A 19529-nucleotide genomic window follows, 5' to 3' on the forward strand; every position below is an offset into this window, starting at 1 on the left:
GCCTCTTTCGTTTTGCGGTCCCGTGCCTTGCCGCGTTCACCAAGGGCGATCACTTGTCGTCGGGAAGCTCCTGACTGGCAATGTGGACTCTCGATACCCCGTCGCCTATCGTCTCGTCTGGTTCACATTGGGCAATGGTCCCAGCCGGGCTCCTGATCCGCGAAGCGCCGGGCAGCGCGTTTTTTTTTGATCTTCGGTGCTGTCGATGTTTGATACGCAAAAAGCCAAGGCCGCTTCGCGCCTGTTGGTGGGCCATTGGGACAATGGCACCCGTCTCGATGCGATACCCGAGACGGTGCGGCCGCAAACGCGCTCCGAAGGCTATGCCGTCCAATCCCATGTGATGGACCGCTCGGCGGCTCCGCTTTTCGGCTGGAAAATAGCCGCCACCAGCTTGGCCGGGCAAAGGCATATCAACGTCGACGGTCCGATGGCGGGGCGCCTGCTGGCCGAGAAGGCGGTCGATGTCGGCGGAGCCGTTTCGCTGGCGACGAGCAGGATGCGCGTGGCCGAAATCGAATTCGCCTTTCGCTTCGGCCGCGAGCTGCAGCCGCGCGCCGAGCCCTATGAGATCGCCGAGGTGATGGATGCCGTGGCGGCCCTGCACCCGGCGATCGAGATACCGGACTCGCGATACGACGATTTCTGCGCGGTCGGCGCGGCGCAGCTCATCGCGGACAATGCCTGCGCCAATCTGTTCGTCATCGGCGAGGCCGTGGAGGACGATTGGCGCGATGTGGATCTGGCGAAGCACCCGGTGGTCGGGTTCGTCGTCGGGAAGTCGCGTCATGACGGATCGGGAGCGGCCGTGCTGGGCGATCCTCGGATTGCCCTTCAATGGATCGTCAACGAATTGTCGGGCCTGGGCATAGCGCTCGAGCCAGGGCAGGTGGTGATAACCGGCACCTGCGTTAAACCGATAGAAGTCGAGCCAGGCGATGAAGTCACCGGCGATTTGGGCAGGTTCGGCCGCGTCTCGGTCAGGTTTGTCTGATCAGGCCGTTTAGCGTGCGGTTCGCTGCCTTGTGACGACGCTGCGCACGGCGAGCACCAGCACGGTGATGATGATCAGGATCACCGACAGTGCCGCGATCGCCGGATCGATGTTGTCGCGCAGGCCCATCCACATCAGCCGCGGCAGGGTGATGGCGTTCACCGAGGTGATGAACAGCGTCACGCCGATCTCCTCCCAGGAGAGCACGAAGGACAGCAGCGCCGCGGTGACGATGCCGAACTTGATGTTGGGCATGATGACGCGCGTCGCGCGTTCCCAAACGCTGGCGCCAAGGCCGCGCGCGGCAAGGTCGATACGGCGGTCGAGCTGGCTGAGCGACACCAGGATGAGCACCGTGGCGAAAGGCACCGTCATCACCGAATGCGCCATGGCCACACCCAGCCAGGTATCGTAGCCGAAGAAGGAGGTGAGGCCGGAGACCGAGGTGAGCAGGAAATAGAGCGTGACGGCCGAGACCACCGGCGGCACCACCATCGGCAACAGCACGAAGCCGACGAGGGCGGCGGTGAAGCGCGGCTGGAACATCCACACGCCGAGGCTGAAGGTGAGGGCAAGCGCGGTGGAAAGGATGCTGCTGACGACGCCGATCCTGAGCGAGAGCAGGATCGATTCCAGCCAGCGCGGATCCTCGATCAGCGAGCGGTAATGGCGCAGCGACAATTCACCGGTCGGCATGGTCAGCATGCGGCTCGGCGTCAGCGACACCGGGATGACGGCAAGCAGCGGCATCAACAGGAACAGCGCTACCAGCACGGCGAGGATGAGCGAGACGGGGCCGGGGCGATAAGTCGGCATCGCGCTACACCAGTTGCTTCGGTTTGACGTAGCGGAACAGAAGCGCCATCAGCGCGCCGACGAACACCACCAGCACGACGCTGATCGCCGCGCCCAGCCCCCAGTCCGGGCTCTGGAAGATGCGCAGATAGATCAGCTCCGCGATCATCACGCTGCGGCCGCCGCCGAGGATCGCCGGCGTGACGAAGAAGCCGAGCGAAAAGACGAAGGTGATCAGCGCCGAGCCGATGATGCCGGAGCGCGTCATCGGCACGAACACCGTCCAGAAAGTGCGCATGCGGCTGGAGCCCAGGCCGCGCGCCGCGAGCAGCACGCGTTCGTCCAGGCTGCGCATGGCGGACGCCAGCGGGAACACCGCGAAGGGGATCAGGAAATGCGACATGCCGACGATGACGCCGAACTCGTTGCGCACCAGGGTCAGCGGCTCCGAGATGAAGCCGATCGATTGCAGCCAGGTGTTGATCAGGCCGCGATTGGAGAGCAGCGCCACCCAGCCGAAGGCGCGCGTCAGCACCGAGATCCAGAACGGCACCAGAATGCAGAATTCGGCAAGCACGCGCTGCGTCGGGCTGCCGCGCACCCAGACAACGGTGATCGCATAGGCGGCGGTGACCGAGACGACGGTGACGATCGCCGCGATGCGCAGCGTGCGGATGAACACCGACTGCACGAGGTCATCGGTAAGCAGGGCGTGGTATTGCTCCAGCCCTGGCGTTGGAAGCGTAAAACTCCACTTCACCACGCCGAGGAACGGCCAGGCATAGGCAAGGATAAGGAACAGGAGCAGCGGCGCCATCAGCAGCGCCGCGCCCATCCTGTCGGAGAGGGTGCCTCTCATCGGTTGGAAAATCTCGGCCGGTCAGGCCGAGATGATCTTGGTGTATTCGTCGAGTGCGGCGCCGTAATTCTTGGCGTACCACTCCATGTCGAGCGGGATCTGCTTCTTCATGTTTTCCGGATCGACAGGGTTGATGCGCTTCTTGTCGGCCGGGATCAGCGCGTCGGCCGCCGGGTTCGCCGGGCCTTGGCCGAGCTTGTCGAACATGACGAGCTGCTTTTGCGGATCCTGCGCGCTGGCGATGAACTTCATCGCAGCGTCCTTGCCGCCGGGGTTGTTCTTGAGCACCGCGAGCGCGCCGGGCGAGATCAGGCCCTGGTCCCAGATGAACTTGATCTGGCCGCCCGAATCCTGCTCGATCAGCGAGGCGCGGGTCGACCACACGATCGCCATTGAGGCCTCGCCGTTGAGCAGAACGCTCTGGCTTTCGGCGCCGCCACCCCAGTAGGAGACGACGTTTTCCTTGAAGGCGGCGATCTTGTCATGCGCGCGCTTCAGGTCGAGCGGATAGAGCGAGGCCGGCGCGATGCCGTCGGCCAGAAGGGCCGCTTCCCAGCTCGACACGCCCCATTTGTAGAGCGAGCGCTTGCCAGGGAACTTCTTTACGTCGAAGAAGTCGGCCATGCCGGTCGGCGCGTTGGAGCCGAACTTCTGCGAGTCGTAGGCGATCACATAGGAGAAGAAGTAGGTCGACGCCGCATATTCCCAGCCGAAGCCCGGCCGCATCTTGCTCTTGTCGACGACCTTGTAGTCGATCGGCTCGAGCATGCCCTGGCCGCCGAGCGTGATGGCCGAGAACGGATCGACGTCGACCAGGTCCCAGGTCGGCGCGCCGCTCTTGTACTGCGCGGCGATCGCGCCCTCGGTCGGGCCGGAGCCGTCCATCTTGACCGGGATGCCGGTGTCCTTGGTGAAGGCCTGGCCATAGGCTGCGTCGTAAGCCGTGATGGCATCGCCGCCCCAGTTCACCAGCACCAGCCCTTTGGTGTCGGCGAAAGCGCCTGTCGAGCGCAAAAGCATCGGCGTGCCGGCGAGCACGAGGCCCGCGAGCTGCGCGAATTGCCGGCGCGAGATCTCGCCGCGCTTGGTCCGCTCGGCGAGGGATTCGATGGCCTGTTTCCGAGTCTTGTTGTTCATATCGTCGTTCATGTCAGTTCCCCTTGTTGTCGTTGATTTGAACCGGAAGCCGATGCGGCGATTTCAGGCCGCGGCGGCGCGCTCTATTGTCCTCCATCCGGAAGGAGGAAACCTTTTTCCGCCGGCCAGGTCAGCCAGACGGAATTGCCTTTGCTCAAGGCCGCGGCCGCGACCTCGTTCGGCACCGAGACGGTGACCTTGGCGCCTTGGCGCGTGGTGAGGTCGAGTTTGGTCGCGGCACCGAGATAGGTCGAGGCGACAGCGGTCGCCGCGATGCCGTTCTCGTTGACCGATGCTTCCGGCGCGATCGACATGTCCTCGGGTCGGATGGCGAGGATGGCGTCGCCCTTTATCGTCTCGGCCTTGCAGCGCATGTTGACGGCGCGGTCCTCGCAGAGCCCGGTCGCGCCATTGTCGGCGGGGCGCACGCCCTTCACCGGCAGCATGTTGATCTCGCCCAGGAACTCGGCGACGAAGCGGTTGGCCGGCCGGTCGTAGACCTCGTCCGGCCTGCCGACCTGCAAGAGCTTGCCGTGGTTGAAGATGGCGACGCGCGACGACAGCGCCAGTGCCTCGCTCTGGTCGTGGGTGACGAAGACGAAGGTGGTGCCGGTTTCCTGGTGCAGCCGCTTCATCTCGGCCTGCATCTGGCCGCGCAGGCTCTTGTCGAGCGCCGAGAACGGCTCGTCGAGGAGCAGCACGCCCGGCTCGAACACCAGCGCGCGGGCCAGCGCCACGCGCTGCTGCTGGCCGCCGGAAAGCTGGGCCGGCAGTTTCTTCTCATGGCCCTTGAGGCCGACACGCTCGACCATCTCGCCGACACGTTGCTTGATTTCCGAGGCGGATTTCTTGCGCACCTTGAGCGGGAAGGCGATGTTCTGCTCCACGCTCATATGCGGGAACAAAGCATAGCCCTGGAAGACCATGCCGGCGGCGCGCTGTTCGGCCGGCCGGTTGGTTATATCGACGCCGTCGCTGAAAAGCTTGCCTTCGCTCGGCTGCACAAAGCCGGCGAGGATCATCAGGAAGGTGGTCTTGCCGGAACCTGACGGTCCAAGCAGCGTCAGGAACTCGCCGCGGCCGATATCCAGCGACAGATTGTCCAGCGCTCGGAACGAGCCGAAGCTCTTGCCGATCCCGTTCGCTTTGATCTCCGCGGCCCGGCCGGGTTGCTGCATCCTGGCTCTTTCCTCAGTTCCCAATGAAATCGTAGGCATGGCTGCGGCTCACCGCAACCGAATAGTTTTCGCCTGATCGGCAAATTCGATTCACGTCTGAGAGAGGGAGTGGCGATGAAGAGCCAATCTCCCCCCGCGGGGAGATTGGCTCTCCATCGCTCTGCTCGATCTAAAGCCTGTTCTCCAACAACTTCGCCCTTAGCCAGTCGCTGAACGCATTCAGCACCGGATGCGCGGCCTTCGCATGCTCGAACACCAGGTAATACGAACGCGGCGAGGGGACCGACGCCTCGAACGGCTTGACCAGCCGGCCCTCGCTCAGTGCCCGGCGACCGGTCAGCTCGTCGCCCATGGCAATGCCTTGGCCGGCGATCGCTGCCGAGAAGACGAGGTTCATGTCGGAAAAGAAGATGCCGCCTTCGGTATCGGGATTTTCCACCTTGGACAGCGCCAGCCAGCGTGCCCAGTCCTCAGTGTCGGAAAGATGCAGGAGATTGGCGCGCAGCACGTCGGCGGGTTTGGAAAAGCCGCCGATCTTGTTGAGCAGGGTCGGGCTGCACAACGGCGTGAACTGGACTTCGCAAAGCAGTTCCACCGCCCGGTTCGGCCAGTTGCCGACACCGAAGGCGATGAAGGCGTCGGCCTCCGGGTTGGAGACGTCGTCGAGCCGCCGCGGCGTCAGCACGGAGAGCGCCACGTCCGGATACATCTGCTGGAATTCGCCGATATGCGTGCACAGGAACATCGAGGCGAAGCCCGGCGGGCACGAGATGCCGAAGGAGCCGCCGACGCCGGCACCGCTGTTTTGCGTTCCCGCGTCGCCGAGCACGGTCAGCGCCTTCCTGACATCGGCCGCGTAGCGCTGGCCGCGCGGCGTCAGCGCCACGCCCTTGCCGATGCGCTGCAAGAGATCGAAGCCGAGATCGCGCTCGAGCAGTCGCAACTGATGCGAGACAGCACTTCGGGTGAGGTGAAGCTCGTCGGCGGCGCGCCAAACGCTGCCGTGACGGGCGAAGCTGTCGAGGGCGCGCAGCGCCTGCGTGGAAGGTATTCGCAAGAGGCCTCAGGTGAACCGAATTTGCACGAGCCGGGAAAACATATCACTTTTTGATGAGCCGCTTCACTGCTTTCTTTGAGACATGGACAAACCGGTGACGACTTCGGCGCAAGAAACCGCGCTCGCCTGCATCGACAGCATCCAGCCGCTGCTGTCGGCCTGGACGCGCACCATCTTCGATTTCGGCGAGACCGCCTGGCGCGAATACCAGTCGGCCGCCTGGTATGTCGATCGGCTGAAGCGCGAAGGCTTTTCGGTCGAGGAAGGCTCGGGCGGCATGCCGACGGCCTTCTGCGCCCATTGGACGAATGGCGACGGTCCGGTGATCGGCATGTATGGCGAGTATGATGCGGTGCCCGGCAACTGCCAGGATGCCGCGACGGTCAAACGCGCGAGGCCGGGCCTCGGCGTCGAGGCCGGCGGCCACACCGATCCACATTCGGGCCTCGGCATCGGCAGCCTCGGCGGGCTTCTGGCTACCAAGGCGGCGATGCTGGAGCATGGCATCAAGGGCACGCTGCGTTTCACCGGCGAGCCGGCCGAGAAGGTGAGGGGCTCGAAGCCGATCCATGCGGCAAAAGGCTATTATGACGGCCTCGCCGGCATGATCTCCTTCCATCCCTTCTACATGCTCCCGCTCTGCAACACCGCGCGCTGGGACACGCATTGCGGCGCCGCCTATTCGATGATCTATCGCTTCGTCTGCGACCAACCGGAAAATTGGGTTCGCGCCAGCGACGGCGCACCGATCCCGCAGGCGCATTCGGCGGTCCGGGCGCCCGGCGCCAACGATGCGCTGATGATGATGTACATGGCCTCCAAGGCGCTGCGCGATTCCATGCTGACGCATCAGGGCGGCTGGTCGATCAGCGAGGCGATCCTGACGGCAGGGCAGGCCACGGCCGACAATCTGCCGGCAGGCCTGGCCGAGATCCAGTACATGATCCGCGTGCCGACCATTGCCATGGCCGAGCAGGTGACCGCCATGCTCGACCGCAACGCGGAAGCGGCGGCCAAGATGAGCGGCTGCCGCTACGAGCGCCACTGGGTATCGAAGTCGCGCCCAGGACTGGCCAACCACGCCATGGCCGACATCACCTATCAGTCACTCTCGACCGTCGGCGCGCCGCGTTGGGACGAGGCGGCGAAGGCCATCGCCCGCGAGGTCCAGGTCAACGCCGGCGGCGAGGCGACCGAGAACCCGTTCATCGACGAGCTGGAGCGGCTGATTTCGCCGCGCGACGCGGAAGCGATCCTGCGCCGCGACCTGCCGCCGTCGCAGCTGAACTCCACCTCGGACGACTACACCGACATGAGCTGGCACGCGCCGACCTCGCGCTTCTATGTCGCCCGTCCGGCGCTGCGCTCGGCAAACGGCCACGCCTATCCCTCCTGGGTTATGAATGCGCTGGGCGGTATTTCCGCCACCATCGATCCGATGGTGACCTGCGCCGCCAAGACGGTCGCGCTGACGGCGCTGCGCCTGCTGGAAGACAAGGCCGCGCGCGACGCCGCCATGCACGAATTCGTCAAGCGAACCGACGGAGGCGTCGGCGGCTCGAACTGGATCGCGCCGCTTTGCGACTACGAACCGCCCATCCATTTCCGCTGGCCGGAATATGTCACCACGCCGCGCGGGCGCGGCTGGTGGATCCCGGCCGCTTCCACCGCATAACTCACCAACAACGACACCAGCTCGAGGAGAACTCCATGACTGTCCATGACCGCATCGTCGCCGAGCCGTTCTCGCTGCAGCGCCGCAACCCCAATGGCGGCACCAAGCCGCTGACCGCGTGGGGCTTCGCCAATGAGACCGACGTGCTGACCGACGTCCTGCTCGGCTCGCCGAACTTCCTGCGCCACCTGTCGACCAGCTCGCTGTCGCGCAAGCATCTGCGCGAGGCGCCCTGCAACGTCCAGATCGCGCAGGCGCAGCACAAGGACCTCGTCGCGGCCTATGAGCATTTCGGCGTCAACATCCACTGGCACGAGCCGACGCCGGAACTGCCGATGCAAGTCTATTCGCGCGACTCCAGCGTCATGACGCCTTACGGCGCCTTCATCACCGCCATGGCCAACTGGTGGCGGCGCGGCGAGAACTATGCCGCCATCCGCACCTATGAAAAACTCGGCATCCCGATCTACGACATGGTGACGGCCGGCACCTTCGAGGGGGGCGACTTCAACGTCATCGAGGAGGGCGTGGTGCTGATCGGCTGCGGCGGCGCCCGCACGCAGGAAGAGGGCGCGCGCCAGGTACAGGACTGGTTCGAGAAGGAAGGCTGGGAGACGCGTCTCGCCTTCATCGACGAATATTACGTCCATATCGACCTGATGGTGGTGCCGATCGCCGAAAAGCTCACCGCCGTCTGCCTTGCCTGCACCGAGCCCGGCATCGTCGACTGGCTGAAGGGCAAGGGCCACGAGATCATCGACGTGCCCTTCCAGGACACGATGGCGCTCGGCTGCAACTTCATGTCGCTCGGCAAGGACAGGGTGATCGCCCCGACCTCCAGCAAGACGCTGATCGAGAAGCTGAAAGCTCAAGGCTTCGAGGTCGCGGCCGTCGACATGAGCGAAATCTCCAAGACCGGCGGCGGCATTCACTGCATGGCGCAGGCGCTGAAGCGCGTGCCGGCGTAAGGGGTTTTCGAAGTTCGGCGATCGCCCGCGATGAATGTCTATCCCTCTGGTCGCAGGCCGGGGGGATATTGGTCGCGCGGCCTGTCAGGAGATTGCATCGTTCCGGTTCCGGCCACTTCGATCCTGGGCTAGGCTCCGGCCAACCGAAACAGGATTGCCGCAAGGATGATCGTTCAGGCCTGCATCAACGGCGCCCGTCCCGCCGATTTCCACCCCGCTTTGCCGCTCGACCCCGAAGCGATGGCGCGCGACGCCGCCGCGTCGATCGCTGCGGGCGCGGTCGAGCTGCACGTCCATGCACGTGGCGCCGACGGGCGAGAGAGCCTGGCGCCGGAAGCGATGGACAGGACGGTCGCGGCACTCCGCCGCGCCGGCCCGGGCACGCTGATCGGCGTCTCCACCGGCGCCTGGATCGTGAAGGACGACCTGCGCACGCTTGTCGCCATCTCCGGCTGGCGCGAACTGCCCGACTATGCCTCGGTCAATCTCAGCGAGACGGCCGCCCCCGTCGTCATGGAAAGCCTGCGCCAGCGCGGCATCGGCATCGAGGCGGGCCTGGCGTCCGTCGCCGACGCCGAACGACTGGTCGGCCTCGATCATGGCGGCCGGGTGCTGCGCGTGCTGATCGAGATTTCCGAGCAGACGCTGGACGAGGCCTTTGCGGTGGCCGACGGCATCGAGAAGGTGCTGGAACGCGCCGGCATTCGCCGCTCGATTCTGCTGCATGGCGAGAACGCGACGGTATGGCCCTTCGTCGAGCGCGCGGCGGCGCGGAAATTTTCGACCCGAGTGGGATTGGAGGACGGCAAGGAATTGCCGGACGGCAGCGTGGCGGACGGCAATGCGGCGCTGGTGGCGGCGGCGATCGGGATTTATCGGTCTCGATAAAACATGCTAGACTGGCGGGACAGCGCCCCCCTCTGGCCTGCCGGCCATCTCCCCCACATGGGGGGAGATCAATGTCGCGCCGGCTTTCGCCTATTGTTGGCGTCTAAAGAAGCGCAGCCGCGAAGCTGCCAATCTCCCCCCTTGTGGGGGAGATGTCCGGCAGGACAGAGGGGGGCGCCGTAGAGCGCAGCGCTTCCCTGCATCGCGAAACCTTCACTGCGTATCGGCGTTGGCTCTCAACTCCGCCCGTTTCTCATCCGACACGACGGCAAGGTCCAGCACCTTCTGCAGGCCCGCCGCGTGGCGGAAGGTCGGCTCGGCCTGCACGCCGCTCCGCACCGCCTCGACGAAGCGCTGGTAGTTGGTCGGCACCGTGCCGGCATCGAGCTCCTCCCATTTGGCGTTCTCGACGTTGCTACCGACACACGCCTTCAGCATCGAGCCATCGAGATTGTGCACCACCTCGATGGCGCCCTTGTCGCCATGGATGCGCAGGCGCAGTTCGTTGATGTGGCCGGTGGCCCAGCGGCTGGCATGCACCACGCCGAAGGCGCCATTGGAGAAATCGAGCGTCATGGCGAAACTGTCGTTGGCGTCGAGCTGGTACTCGCCGATGCGGTTGTCCGGCGCCTTGTCGAAGGCGCGCAGCCGGCAGAACACATGGTCGATGTCGAGCGCCGCGCCATAGCTGGCGAAATCGAGGATGTGGATGCCTACATCACCGAGCACGCCGTTGGAGCCATGGCCGCGCGACAGCCGCCACAGCCATTTCGGATCGGTGCGCCAGTCGCCCCAGAATTTCGAGACCAGCCAGCTCTGCAGATAGGAGGCCTCGACATGGCGCACCGTGCCGATCTCGCCGGCCTGCACCATCCGGCGCGCCTTCTGCAGCGCGGCCACGTTGCGATAGGTGAGATTGACCATATTGACGATGCCGGCGGCTTCCGCGGCGTCGGCCATTTCGCTCGCCCTGGCGAAATTCTCGGCCAGCGGCTTCTCGCACAGCACCGGCTTGCCGGCGGCGACGAGCGCCAGGGTGGTCGGGTGGTGGATGCGGTCCGGCGTGACATTGGCGACCGCGTCGAAATCGCCCCAGTCGAGCGCCGCCTCCAGCGAGGTGAAGCGCTTCGGAATCTTGAAGCCGTCTGCGTACTCGCCGACGCGCTTTTCATCGACATCGACGGCCGCCGCCAATTCCACGCCCTCGATGGCGCCGAAGCGGCGGGCATGTTCCTGCGCCATCCAGCCGGTACCGAGTATCAAAAGCCGCATTTTCTGCTCCTCCGAACGATTTGGTTCGATTCAATCATGTGGGGCGAATGTGACCCAGGCGCTGTATCGGCGCAATCCCAAGCGAAGCAGGGAAGTGCTTTTTTAGCGGAAGCCGGCCTCGCCATGCGCGTGCAGCTTGGGCCCGCGCTCCTCGATCGGCTCCAGCGCCTTCTCCACCGGCACGTTCGGCGCATCGAGGATGGCGGGCTTCGATCCCTGCGGGTTGTGCGCCCACTTCACCGCGTTGCGCAGCACTTTCTGGACCGTCGCATCGTGATAGGTCGGGTAGGTTTCGTGTCCGGGGCGGAAGTAGAAGACATTGCCGGCGCCGCGCCGGTAAGTCAGGCCCGAGCGGAACACCTCGCCGCCCTGGAACCAGGAGATGAAGACGGTTTCCAGCGGCTCCGGCACGGCGAACTGCTCGCCATACATTTCCTCGTTTTCGAGCTCGAAGAATTCGCCGACGCCGTCGGCGATCGGATGGCTGGGGCTCGTCACCCAAAGCCGCTCGCGTTCGCCGGCCTCGCGCCATTTCAGCGTGCAGGGCGTGCCCATCAGCCGCTTGAAGATCTTCGAGAAATGGCCGGAATGGAGCACGATCAGTCCCATGCCTTCCCAGACGCGTTTTGCGACGCGCTCGACCACCTCGTCGGTCACCGCGCCATGGTCCTTGTGGCCCCACCAGACCAGCACGTCCGTTTCGGCGAGGCGGGATTCCGGCAGGCCGTGCTCGGGCTGCTCCAGCGTCGCCGTCGAGGCGGAGATCGCCTTGTCCGCATTCAGCGCCTTGGCGATGGTCGCGTGCATGCCTTCCGGATAGATGCCGGCGACCACCTCATTGGTCCGCTCATGGATGTTCTCGCCCCAGACGACAGCGCGAATTGTCATGGATAGCCTCGTGTGTGATTGGGAGCCGCCCCGCGCCATAGATAGCGCCTTCGCCCGGTATTGAAAGCGGTTTTCGACCTTCGCCTCGCTGTGCATGGAGCCCGGCATGAAAGTCGCCTTACCAGCCAGCGATATACGTCCTTATGCTTCGACATTAATTCAACCCTCGCACAGCCAATTGGCAAGCGCCGCGCCTCGGTTACAATGTCCGCCATGGGCGAAGTGCTTGTAGGGACAGCGATCTTTGCTTGCCTGGCCGGGGCCTCGCTGGTCAGCTTGATGGTGCACGAGCGCTTCCCCGCTCACCACCTTAGGGACGACACCAGCGCGGTGGTGCGGCTTGCCGCGAACCTTTTCGTGGTGATGTCCTCGCTTATGCTCGGTCTGATGATCAACTCGGCCAAGAACACGTTTGAGTCCATCAACGGCAACGTACACACCTTCGCCACCGAGATTATTCTGCTCGACCGAACACTCCGGCATTACGGGCCGGAGGCGGACAGCGCCCGGCAGTCGCTCGCTGCCTATGTCCAACGCGTCGTCGACACCTCCACCGCCGACAGCGACACAACCGTCGTCCCGAACAGGCTGTCGGAACTGCTGCTCTATCAGGTCGGAGACATCCTGGCGGGATTGACGCCCGCGGATGCCAAGCAGACCGCCGCGCAACAGGCTGCGACGCAGCAACTTCAGAAGCTGATCGAGCAGCGCTGGATACTGGCCGAGCAATCCGAGGGCGCCATCCCTGCGCCGCTGATCGTGCTGCTCGTGGCATGGCTGACGCTTATTTTCGCCAGCTTCGGCTTCAGGGCACCGCACAATGGCACCGTCGTCTTCACATGCCTCGTTTCTGGAGCGCTGGCGGCGGCGGCGGTCTATTTGATCATCGACATGGACAGTCCCTTCTCAGGCCCGATCCAGGTCTCGCCGACGCCCCTGCAAAGGGCGCTGGCGGAACTAACGACGCAATGAGTTCACCGGCTAGGTTGCCCCGCCAATTCAATCAGCAGCCTTGCCGCCACCTCGGCGCCGTCGGTGCGGATCTTGCCGGCCACTGCCGCAGCACGCGTGCTAGTTTCGGGCGCCAGCGCCACATCCAACGCCGCCGACAACGACTCCGCGCTCGGCACCGGACCGTCATTCGCCGCCCCTATGCCCAGTTCGGCCACCCGCCGCGCCCAGTAAGGCTGGTCGCCGATCTGCGGCACGATCGCCTGCGGCGCTCCCGCCCGCGCAGCGGCAACGGTCGTGCCGGCGCCGCCATGGTGGATGACGGCGGCGACGCGGCCGAACAGCGCCTGCTGGTTGACCTCGCCGACGGCGAAGCAGTCGTCGCGGTCGTCGACGGTGCCGAGCTCGGCCCAGCCACGCGCGATGACCGCGCGAAGGCCCCTGGCGCGGATCGCTTCGATGGCAGTGAAGCCGGCTTCCCTGGCGACCGATATCGAGCCGAAGCCGACATAGACAGGTGGCGGGCCTGCATCGAGAAAGGCCTCCAGGCCATCAGGGAAGGGCCGCTCGTCCGGCAGGATGAAGGCGCCGGTCTGGACGGCGTCGATCAGGTCCGAGTCCGGCCATGGCCCAAGCGTCGGGTCGCAGGCGAGCAGGACGGGATTGTCGTAGACATAGTCCCGGACATTTTCCACCGGGAGCAGCCCGAGCGATGCGCGCTGGCCGTTGACCGCTTCGCCGAAGAGCGCGTTCTTGGTCCGGATGTCCATCTCCCACAGCAGCCGGTTGTCGGTCACGCCGGGCGGCAGCGGATGGCTTGGATATTCATGCGGCCGGTTGTGCGGCGACGGCAGCCAGACGGGGCAGAACGTGCCGAGCATGTAGCGCATGCCGCGTTGTTCCGCGATCAGCCGCGCGGCGGCACAGGAAGGGAAAAGGCCGAACGCCACCACCGCGTCGCAGCCTTCGGCGGCTGCGCTAAGCGCCTCATATTGCCTGGCGACGATCTCGGCCGCCTGGCCGGAAATCAGCCTGGCCCGGCCTTCGGGCGACGCCGATCGCGACCGGTTGATCATTTCCTTCGCCCATTCGCGCACCGGCGCGAAGGCCGGGGCCATCGTCACGCCGGCGCGGGCGAGGAGGGCCACAAACTCCGCGTCGCCGGGCGCGCTCACTTTGGCCTCGACGCCGTGCGCTCGCAACGTCGCGCCCAGCGCCGCCAGCGGTTCGACGTCGCCGCGCGAGCCGTAAGTCGATAACAGGATACGCATTCCGTGCTCCGTTGTGGTTTTTCGGAGCAGCGTTGATACGCCATGGCCGGGGGCTTGCCGCAAGCCCGGGCTGCGCCATATCTCACTTCTGGGAAGGGTCGTTATCGCTTCCTCCGATGAGGTTGCGATCGTCGCCATGGTTTAAGCGACGGCAAATACTTGGGCGCGTCTTCGCGCCAAGCCCTTCGGATCAGCAAGTGGGGATCGATAATAGCCGGCGACCAGCGCGCCGGCCGGTTCGGCTTAACCTTGGCGGCCCTCCTGGGCGACCTGGGTGGGGGACCTTGTGAGCCGCGGGACGACGACAAGACGCTTGATCTTGCCCTTTTTGTAAGCGGCGAGGAAGCGGTGGTAGTCCCTGAAGACGACGCAGCCATTGGACTCAGCGCGGCCGCCGCGCAGCATGTAGGTATGCGCGAGCAGGCCGTTGCGGCCGTATTTGTTCCTGCCGCTGGCCGGCGTCAGCCGGATCGCCTCGACGCCATGGAAGCGCGATTCACGGATGGACAGGTTGTATGTGTCGGGCGGTGTCGGACCGACATTCTTGCGGTCCACGAAGCGTGGCTGGTCGACCATCGAACCAAGTCCCGAATGCGCCTCCAGCTTCGAGCCGTCGGGCATGTAGACGGTCCTCGCCGAAATATCGTAGACGGCGACGCCATTGCCCGTGGAGGGACCGTTGAAAAGATTGCGGAACGCGCTGCCGAGGCCGCCTCTTTCCGGCGTGTCAGGCTTGGCATAGGCGAGCATCTCGGACGCCTGCGCCTTGCGCTTGCCGGGCTTGGAGTCGGCCACGAGCGGCTTTGAGCCAGGCACGCCCGGCAGGGCCTGGTCGCCGTTCCTGGGCGAGACCGCCGTCGGCGCGCTTTGCGCGGTGTCGGCTGGCTGCGGCTTGGCCCTGGCCGCCTGCGGCTTCGCGATCTCTGGTTTCTGCGGCTTGGCCGCGTTCTGTTCGGGCGCCTCGGTAGCGCGCTCGAGCGTGGTGCGCGGTCGAAGGCCGGGCACGGCGATGGTGTCGGGCAAATCGTCCTGCGGCGGCAGCGAGGCGACCTGATACTCGCCGTCCTGGCCGTTGTCCGGGGTGTCGGCGACATTTGGCGCGTCGCTGTTTTCGAGCGCGACGGCGGTTGGAACGTCCGCCGTATCCTCCGGCGCCACGTTGGCAAGCGCCAGCGCCAGTTCGGAAGCGCCGGCGATTTGGGCCGGCTGCGAACCGAAGCGGGCTTCCGCCGGGGCGTCCGGCTCAGTGCCGCCGAAGCGGCTGGCCGAGGGCAGGCTGGCAAGCAGGAACGGCGCGTTCTCGGCGCGGGCAAAGGCTTCGGCAAGCTTCTGCGGCGAAAGCGCGGCCTTTTTCACCACGCCGTCGAAACGGTCGGCGGCTCCGGCGGCCGAAGCCACCACCACGACCTTCTCCTGCGCGACGCTGTCAGGCGACGGCAGCCTGAGGCGCGCCATCTTGCCGTCGTGGCCTTCATTCTTCGGTTTTTCAGCAGCTTGGCCGTCATGTCTGAAGCTTGTCGCGAGGCTGAAACAGCCGGCGTCGCAGCCACCGATGAGCGAGCCCGCCTGGTAGCCGCCATTGGCGGAAAGACGCGGCGCCCAGGCGTTGGCGATCAGCCGGCGCTGGTCGCCAAGCGCGATGTTGCGCGGCGAAAGCAGGCCTTGCGGCAATCCATTGGAAGCTGCGGTCAGCGAGGTGCTCACCGAATAGAGCCCCGCCAAGGTGGCGACAGACCATAGGGCGAGAGCGGCGCCGACAGCAGGCACCACGACCCAACGATGACCAGACTTTTTCGAAGTTACCCCCCCATCAGGAGCGTCACCCCGGCTTTTCAAACGCAAAAACGCCATACGACCACTCTCAATCGGCATGCCGGTTTGCGGACCTGGCACCCGTCACGATCACAGTTCGCTGGTGCCCCCTGCACCTTCACGCGTCTGTTGCCGATTGATTCAAAAGATGGACAAAGATGGTTAACCAATCCCTCCACCAATCGCCGATTTGGCGACGGTCCATGCGAAAAAAGAGCTCTCCATGGTCTGCGCCACGGTAGAAATGCTCTCCCTCACCCGACTTGCTGCCCGTTTTTCCGGCCCCTGTCAAGAAACCGTGAAGGCTGGAACCGCAGCATCTCCGGCCGGCTAGAGGCCGATTAGGGTTAAAATGCGACAGCCTGAAGAATACTGAAAAGCCAGTTGCAAAAACTTCTGGGCCAGGCGGCGAGGAGTTCGGGGGGGGTCGGCTTGCCGCATATTCGCGACGATCGCCCCAAAAAAAGTCACCCTGCCGGGCGGGCGGGGCGACCTCGGTGCGGCACGGAACAGTCAGCCCGATCTCACTGGCTTCGCAGCCGCGCGAAATCCTTGGGGATTGCCAGGCGCTCCACCAGCCTGGTCAGGCCTTGGTGCTCGCCAGTCATTCACTTGCTGCCTTGCTGTACAGCGCCCGGCACGATCAGCGCTCCCTGGTCCGGCTCCGAATATTTGAAGCCGATAAAAAACAGGGCAATGATGAAAACACAGATTGCCAGCACCGTGACGAGGGTCCTTCCCGGGTTTTCGGCGGGCGGTCTGTCTTCCATGGCAATTCGCCTCGGGATCTAAACTCGGCGACAATGCCGGGGTTCCCGCGCCTCACCGGCGTCAGGGCTGACGCCTCGCCACGAAATTCTTAGAGAGGCGGCTCCGAGCCCGCGGCGCGCATCACAAAAATGACGCGCTCGCTCCGCTATATGCTAGGCTTGATGTGCCAAAACAGGGTTCATCGTTATGGATGCCAGCGAATTGCAGGCCATAGGCGATACGCTGATGCGCGTTGTCACCCCCGATATGAAACCGAAAGACCTGCTCAAGGCGGTGCGAAAACTGCACCCGGACGCCAAGAAGAGGGATATTGCCCGCGCGGCCTTCCACGCCATTATCGCCAACGCCGACCAGGATCCCGGCAAGTCGCGTAACCTTCAGGCCTTCGCGCTTGCCGAGCGTACGCAGCAATCGGAATAAATTGCTGCGAATTGTAGCGTCGGGCTTGCCGGAAACTTAATAAGCAACTGCTAATTTAATGGTTCGGCCGGCAGCTAGCCCCAACCGGTAATTAGATCCCATGACCAAAAACCTCGGCAATGCCAAACCCAGTGCTCCTGCCAAGGAGATAAACACCTCGCTGTTCAGCAAGGCCGCGCCGGCGGTGTTTCCGCTGGTCGTCGCGGCCCTCGGCTATCTCGTCGGCCGGCATTTCTTCGGCTTTTGACGCGGCCGGCTTGCGACGCGCCTTATTTCCGGTCAATCCGATCGCAATTGGCCAATGACAATTCGGCCGTCTTGACTATGCCCTTTGGTCCTAGGGCCTAGGTCGTTCTTGTCCTTGGCCGGCCCCAAGCGCATCCTCACGACAGCCGGCGGCCTCGCAAACTCCGGTCAGGCCCGGCCGCCGAACCCAGTATCACCCCCCAAGGCTGCCGGGCCGCCGGCGCGCGGCGAGTTGATCCGCACTCTCGCACGGCCAAGTGACGGGCTGCGCGATCCGCAGTTCCATTCGGACGCCTTCCAAATCCGCTGCCGACCGAACGCCATGGCGAAGTCGAATTCCGCTGCGCGACGTGCAATTGCTGCTCCATACTCGTTTTCATTCGTGAGGCTTCGCAAACAGGTCGAATAACGGCGAGCCGCTTTGCATTAAAAACCAATAAGCCATGCTTTTCGGCAACTCCAGGCGCGCTAGATCGTATTGGGTCGGAGACAGGCAATTCTTCGAGCGAAGAGCAGGAGCTGTATATGGTAACAAGCGAGCCAGACAGTGTCCGCGTAAAAGCCGTCAATAACCAATGGATCGTGCGCGTCGTCGACGGCGGCAGGCTGACGCAGCAAGTGTTCGATGTCCACGCGCAGGCCGAGATCTTTGCCGAAGAGGAGCGGCTGCGATTGGGGCTGCCCGGGGAGCCTCCGGCGGAGGAGCCGGTCAGGCCGCTGGGAAGTGGGCGGGCTCGCTGACGGACCGCGGGGAATTGTTGTCCAATGAGGATCGAACGGCTCGCGGATAGCAGACGCCGGCGGTTGGCCCAGCTGCGGCATTGAGAATGCCAGCGCGCAGAGGCATGTCGCGCCGCCTACCCCAGATGCTCGGCTCTCAGCTTCTGCTTCATCCGCTCAAGCGCCGGCTGGCCGCCGGCCGCCAGCTCATCCGCTATCTGCGCGAGCTTGTCGTCTGCCTGTCGATATTTGCCGCCCCAAGCGCCGAGCGTGGCGAGCACCGGCAAAAGGTCGATGCCGGCATCGGTCAGCCGATAGATCGCCTTCAGCCCGTGCGTCGGGTCGTCGCTGCGGGTGAGGATGCCTTCGTCCTGCAGCGTCTGCAGCCGCTCGGCCAGCGTGCGCGACGAGATGCCTTCGTCGGATTGCAGGAATTCGCGAAAGTGCTTCTTCCCGGCGAAGATCAGGTCGCGGATGATGAGCAGCGTCCAGCGGTCGCCGAGCAGCTCGAGCGACAGGTTGATCGGGCAGCCGGATCTTCCTTTGGTCGACATCGGTATGGTTCCATTTTTAAATCACTTTACTATTGACATCGTTCTCGCGTTGCGTCAAATGGTTCCGAAAGTAAATCATTTGAGCGCAGAGGAGGAGCGTCATGAACCAGCAAGCGAACCGCACGGTGGTGGTCGTCGGTGCAACCAGCGAGGTCGGCGCCGAGGTCTCGGCAAAGCTGACCAGGGCAGGGCATACGGTACGCGGCGTCGCCCGCAGCCTCGGCGTTGCGCTTGACGACCAGGCGGCGCTCGACGCCGCCTTCTCGCGCGCCACCGGCGCCTATGTGATGATCCCCTTCGATGTCACCACGCCCGATCTGCACAGGTTCGAGGACCAAGTCGGTGCACGGCTGGCATCATCCATCGCCAAGGCGGGCCTGCACCGTGTCGTGCTGCTCAGCGGCCTCAATGCCCATCTCAGAATGGGTACCTCGCTTGGCGCCGCGATGATGGAGGAGCGGCTTGCCGCGCTGGGCCTGGAGGAGCTCGTCTATCTGCGCGCCTCCTTCTTCATGGAGAATTTCGTCAAGGGCATGGGCTTCGTCGAGCAGGCGGCGTCCGGCGTCTTCGCCTCGCCCTTCCGCGGCGACCTGCCGATGCCGTTGATTGCCGCCAAGGACGTTGGCGAGCGCGCCGCCGCCCTGTTGAGCGCCGAACATTTTCCGGCCCGGCGCGTCGTCGAATTGCACGGCGGCGGTTCCTACACGCTCGAACAGGCCACCACGATCCTGGGCCGGGCGATCGGCAAGGATGTCGCCTATCATGAAGCGCCGTTCGCCGAAACGCGGGCCGGCATGGTCGCCAACGGCATATCGGCGAGTTTTGCCGATGCGCTGGGCGAAACGGCGGCAAGCTTCAACAGAGGCGAGCGCTGGGCGCTGGAGGCACCCTCAGCCGAAAACGCCACGCCGACCAGCTTCGAAGACTGGGCGCGGACTTTCGCCCGTTCGCGCTGAGCCGCCTGAACCTTCACGGCAGAAATTCCTAGCGAGGAGACCTAGGCGGTGGTGACGATTTAACTATTTGAGCCAGATGGCGATAGCGGCGAGTTTGACGAAGCCCATGAAGTTGGC

Annotated in this window: 20 protein-coding genes; 9 read left to right on the forward strand and 11 right to left on the reverse strand. The window is 64.6% G+C overall.

The genetic code is table 11. The features are described from left to right. Window positions 1-205: 205 nt before the first annotated feature. Window positions 206-994 carry a fumarylacetoacetate hydrolase family protein gene (locus FJ424_RS07175; protein WP_140651912.1) on the forward strand — a complete coding sequence of 263 codons (789 nt, stop codon included), beginning with the start codon at window positions 206-208 and terminating at the stop codon, window positions 992-994. Between the two features lie 9 nt (window positions 995-1003). Here FJ424_RS07175 and FJ424_RS07180 read toward each other — a convergent pair whose 3' ends face one another. The 5 genes from FJ424_RS07180 to FJ424_RS07200 all read right to left on the reverse strand — a co-directional run bounded on the left by FJ424_RS07180 (window position 1004) and on the right by FJ424_RS07200 (window position 6020). Continuing rightward, window positions 1004-1810: an ABC transporter permease gene (locus FJ424_RS07180; RefSeq protein WP_140651913.1), complete on the reverse strand. Its 807-nt coding sequence runs from the start codon at window positions 1808-1810 to the stop codon at window positions 1004-1006. Window positions 1811-1814: 4 nt separating this feature from the next. Continuing rightward, window positions 1815-2648: an ABC transporter permease gene (locus tag FJ424_RS07185; RefSeq protein WP_140651915.1), complete on the reverse strand. Its 834-nt coding sequence runs from the start codon at window positions 2646-2648 to the stop codon at window positions 1815-1817. Between the two features lie 21 nt (window positions 2649-2669). Then, window positions 2670-3785, reverse strand: a complete 1116-nt coding sequence (locus FJ424_RS07190; RefSeq protein WP_140651956.1) for an ABC transporter substrate-binding protein — start codon at window positions 3783-3785, stop codon at window positions 2670-2672. A gap of 83 nt (window positions 3786-3868) precedes the next feature. Beyond that, a complete protein-coding gene (locus FJ424_RS07195; protein WP_140651917.1) occupies window positions 3869-4963 on the reverse strand; it encodes an ABC transporter ATP-binding protein in 1095 nt (364 codons plus the stop codon). Between the two features lie 169 nt (window positions 4964-5132). Further along, complete coding sequence (locus tag FJ424_RS07200) at window positions 5133-6020, reverse strand: LysR substrate-binding domain-containing protein (protein ID WP_140651918.1); 888 nt, start codon at window positions 6018-6020, stop codon at window positions 5133-5135. An 82-nt stretch (window positions 6021-6102) separates the two neighbouring features. Between FJ424_RS07200 and FJ424_RS07205 the strand changes: the two genes are divergently transcribed. From FJ424_RS07205 to FJ424_RS07215, 3 genes are all read left to right on the forward strand, one after another. Further along, window positions 6103-7695 (forward strand): amidohydrolase, encoded by a 1593-nt coding sequence (locus FJ424_RS07205; protein ID WP_181181983.1) that lies wholly within the window; start codon window positions 6103-6105, stop codon window positions 7693-7695. A gap of 35 nt (window positions 7696-7730) precedes the next feature. Continuing rightward, window positions 7731-8663 (forward strand): dimethylarginine dimethylaminohydrolase family protein, encoded by a 933-nt coding sequence (locus tag FJ424_RS07210; RefSeq protein WP_040988460.1) that lies wholly within the window; start codon window positions 7731-7733, stop codon window positions 8661-8663. Between the two features lie 165 nt (window positions 8664-8828). Beyond that, window positions 8829-9551, forward strand: a complete 723-nt coding sequence (locus tag FJ424_RS07215) for a 3-keto-5-aminohexanoate cleavage protein (protein ID WP_140651922.1) — start codon at window positions 8829-8831, stop codon at window positions 9549-9551. Window positions 9552-9764: 213 nt separating this feature from the next. Here the strand turns inward: FJ424_RS07215 and FJ424_RS07220 are convergent, their stop codons facing one another. Together FJ424_RS07220 and FJ424_RS07225 are read right to left on the reverse strand one after the other, a co-directional pair. Next, window positions 9765-10823: a Gfo/Idh/MocA family oxidoreductase gene (locus tag FJ424_RS07220; protein ID WP_140651924.1), complete on the reverse strand. Its 1059-nt coding sequence runs from the start codon at window positions 10821-10823 to the stop codon at window positions 9765-9767. A gap of 102 nt (window positions 10824-10925) precedes the next feature. After that, a complete protein-coding gene (locus FJ424_RS07225; protein ID WP_140644992.1) occupies window positions 10926-11711 on the reverse strand; it encodes a ThuA domain-containing protein in 786 nt (261 codons plus the stop codon). Window positions 11712-11924: 213 nt separating this feature from the next. Here FJ424_RS07225 and FJ424_RS07230 point away from each other — a divergent pair, with 213 nt between their 5' ends. Beyond that, entirely contained in the window at window positions 11925-12683 is a 759-nt protein-coding gene (locus FJ424_RS07230; protein ID WP_246677168.1) for a DUF4239 domain-containing protein, read from the forward strand. Between the two features lie 2 nt (window positions 12684-12685). On the opposite strand, the gene FJ424_RS07235 is transcribed toward FJ424_RS07230, so the two are convergent. The 3 genes from FJ424_RS07235 to FJ424_RS33500 form a co-directional block, all read right to left on the reverse strand. Continuing rightward, window positions 12686-13933: a glycosyltransferase gene (locus tag FJ424_RS07235; RefSeq protein WP_140651926.1), complete on the reverse strand. Its 1248-nt coding sequence runs from the start codon at window positions 13931-13933 to the stop codon at window positions 12686-12688. 243 nt (window positions 13934-14176) lie between these two features. Continuing rightward, window positions 14177-15703 (reverse strand): DUF2778 domain-containing protein, encoded by a 1527-nt coding sequence (locus FJ424_RS07240; RefSeq protein ID WP_246677169.1) that lies wholly within the window; start codon window positions 15701-15703, stop codon window positions 14177-14179. Window positions 15704-16353: 650 nt separating this feature from the next. After that, window positions 16354-16515 (reverse strand): hypothetical protein, encoded by a 162-nt coding sequence (locus FJ424_RS33500; protein ID WP_181181984.1) that lies wholly within the window; start codon window positions 16513-16515, stop codon window positions 16354-16356. Window positions 16516-16702: 187 nt separating this feature from the next. Between FJ424_RS33500 and FJ424_RS07245 the strand changes: the two genes are divergently transcribed. From FJ424_RS07245 to FJ424_RS07250, 3 genes are all read left to right on the forward strand, one after another. Further along, window positions 16703-16936: a hypothetical protein gene (locus FJ424_RS07245; RefSeq protein ID WP_095767121.1), complete on the forward strand. Its 234-nt coding sequence runs from the start codon at window positions 16703-16705 to the stop codon at window positions 16934-16936. A 100-nt stretch (window positions 16937-17036) separates the two neighbouring features. Further along, the gene (locus FJ424_RS33505) at window positions 17037-17183 is read left to right on the forward strand and encodes a hypothetical protein (RefSeq protein ID WP_181175240.1); all 147 of its coding nucleotides are present in this window, start codon (window positions 17037-17039) and stop codon (window positions 17181-17183) included. Between the two features lie 524 nt (window positions 17184-17707). Beyond that, the gene (locus tag FJ424_RS07250; protein ID WP_140651930.1) at window positions 17708-17923 is read left to right on the forward strand and encodes a hypothetical protein; all 216 of its coding nucleotides are present in this window, start codon (window positions 17708-17710) and stop codon (window positions 17921-17923) included. 116 nt (window positions 17924-18039) lie between these two features. Here FJ424_RS07250 and FJ424_RS07255 read toward each other — a convergent pair whose 3' ends face one another. After that, window positions 18040-18456, reverse strand: coding sequence for a helix-turn-helix domain-containing protein (locus FJ424_RS07255; RefSeq protein WP_140651932.1), 417 nt, complete (start codon window positions 18454-18456; stop codon window positions 18040-18042). Window positions 18457-18557: 101 nt separating this feature from the next. Here FJ424_RS07255 and FJ424_RS07260 point away from each other — a divergent pair, with 101 nt between their 5' ends. Next, entirely contained in the window at window positions 18558-19412 is an 855-nt protein-coding gene (locus FJ424_RS07260) for an NmrA family NAD(P)-binding protein (RefSeq protein ID WP_140651934.1), read from the forward strand. Window positions 19413-19529 lie beyond the last annotated feature (117 nt).

The organism is Mesorhizobium sp. B3-1-8 (assembly GCF_006439495.1).
GTDB lineage: Bacteria > Pseudomonadota > Alphaproteobacteria > Rhizobiales > Rhizobiaceae > Mesorhizobium.

Excerpts from the sequence above, each read along its gene's own strand:
- FJ424_RS07180 (WP_140651913.1), bottom strand. The coding sequence starts at position 1,810 with ATGCCGACTTATCGCCCCGGCCCCGTCTCGCTCATCCTCGCCGTGCTG.
- FJ424_RS07210 (WP_040988460.1), top strand. The coding sequence starts at position 7,731 with ATGACTGTCCATGACCGCATCGTCGCCGAGCCGTTCTCGCTGCAGCGC.
- FJ424_RS07245 (WP_095767121.1), top strand. The coding sequence starts at position 16,703 with ATGGATGCCAGCGAATTGCAGGCCATAGGCGATACGCTGATGCGCGTT.
- FJ424_RS07255 (WP_140651932.1), bottom strand. The coding sequence starts at position 18,456 with ATGTCGACCAAAGGAAGATCCGGCTGCCCGATCAACCTGTCGCTCGAG.
- FJ424_RS07225 (WP_140644992.1), bottom strand. The coding sequence starts at position 11,711 with ATGACAATTCGCGCTGTCGTCTGGGGCGAGAACATCCATGAGCGGACC.
- FJ424_RS07220 (WP_140651924.1), bottom strand. The coding sequence starts at position 10,823 with ATGCGGCTTTTGATACTCGGTACCGGCTGGATGGCGCAGGAACATGCC.
- FJ424_RS07235 (WP_140651926.1), bottom strand. The coding sequence starts at position 13,933 with ATGCGTATCCTGTTATCGACTTACGGCTCGCGCGGCGACGTCGAACCG.
- FJ424_RS07175 (WP_140651912.1), top strand. The coding sequence starts at position 206 with ATGTTTGATACGCAAAAAGCCAAGGCCGCTTCGCGCCTGTTGGTGGGC.
- FJ424_RS07215 (WP_140651922.1), top strand. The coding sequence starts at position 8,829 with ATGATCGTTCAGGCCTGCATCAACGGCGCCCGTCCCGCCGATTTCCAC.
- FJ424_RS07185 (WP_140651915.1), bottom strand. The coding sequence starts at position 2,648 with ATGAGAGGCACCCTCTCCGACAGGATGGGCGCGGCGCTGCTGATGGCG.
- FJ424_RS07260 (WP_140651934.1), top strand. The coding sequence starts at position 18,558 with ATGAACCAGCAAGCGAACCGCACGGTGGTGGTCGTCGGTGCAACCAGC.
- FJ424_RS07250 (WP_140651930.1), top strand. The coding sequence starts at position 17,708 with ATGGTAACAAGCGAGCCAGACAGTGTCCGCGTAAAAGCCGTCAATAAC.
- FJ424_RS07205 (WP_181181983.1), top strand. The coding sequence starts at position 6,103 with ATGGACAAACCGGTGACGACTTCGGCGCAAGAAACCGCGCTCGCCTGC.
- FJ424_RS33500 (WP_181181984.1), bottom strand. The coding sequence starts at position 16,515 with ATGGAAGACAGACCGCCCGCCGAAAACCCGGGAAGGACCCTCGTCACG.
- FJ424_RS07190 (WP_140651956.1), bottom strand. The coding sequence starts at position 3,785 with ATGAACAACAAGACTCGGAAACAGGCCATCGAATCCCTCGCCGAGCGG.
- FJ424_RS33505 (WP_181175240.1), top strand. The coding sequence starts at position 17,037 with ATGACCAAAAACCTCGGCAATGCCAAACCCAGTGCTCCTGCCAAGGAG.
- FJ424_RS07230 (WP_246677168.1), top strand. The coding sequence starts at position 11,925 with ATGGGCGAAGTGCTTGTAGGGACAGCGATCTTTGCTTGCCTGGCCGGG.
- FJ424_RS07195 (WP_140651917.1), bottom strand. The coding sequence starts at position 4,963 with ATGCAGCAACCCGGCCGGGCCGCGGAGATCAAAGCGAACGGGATCGGC.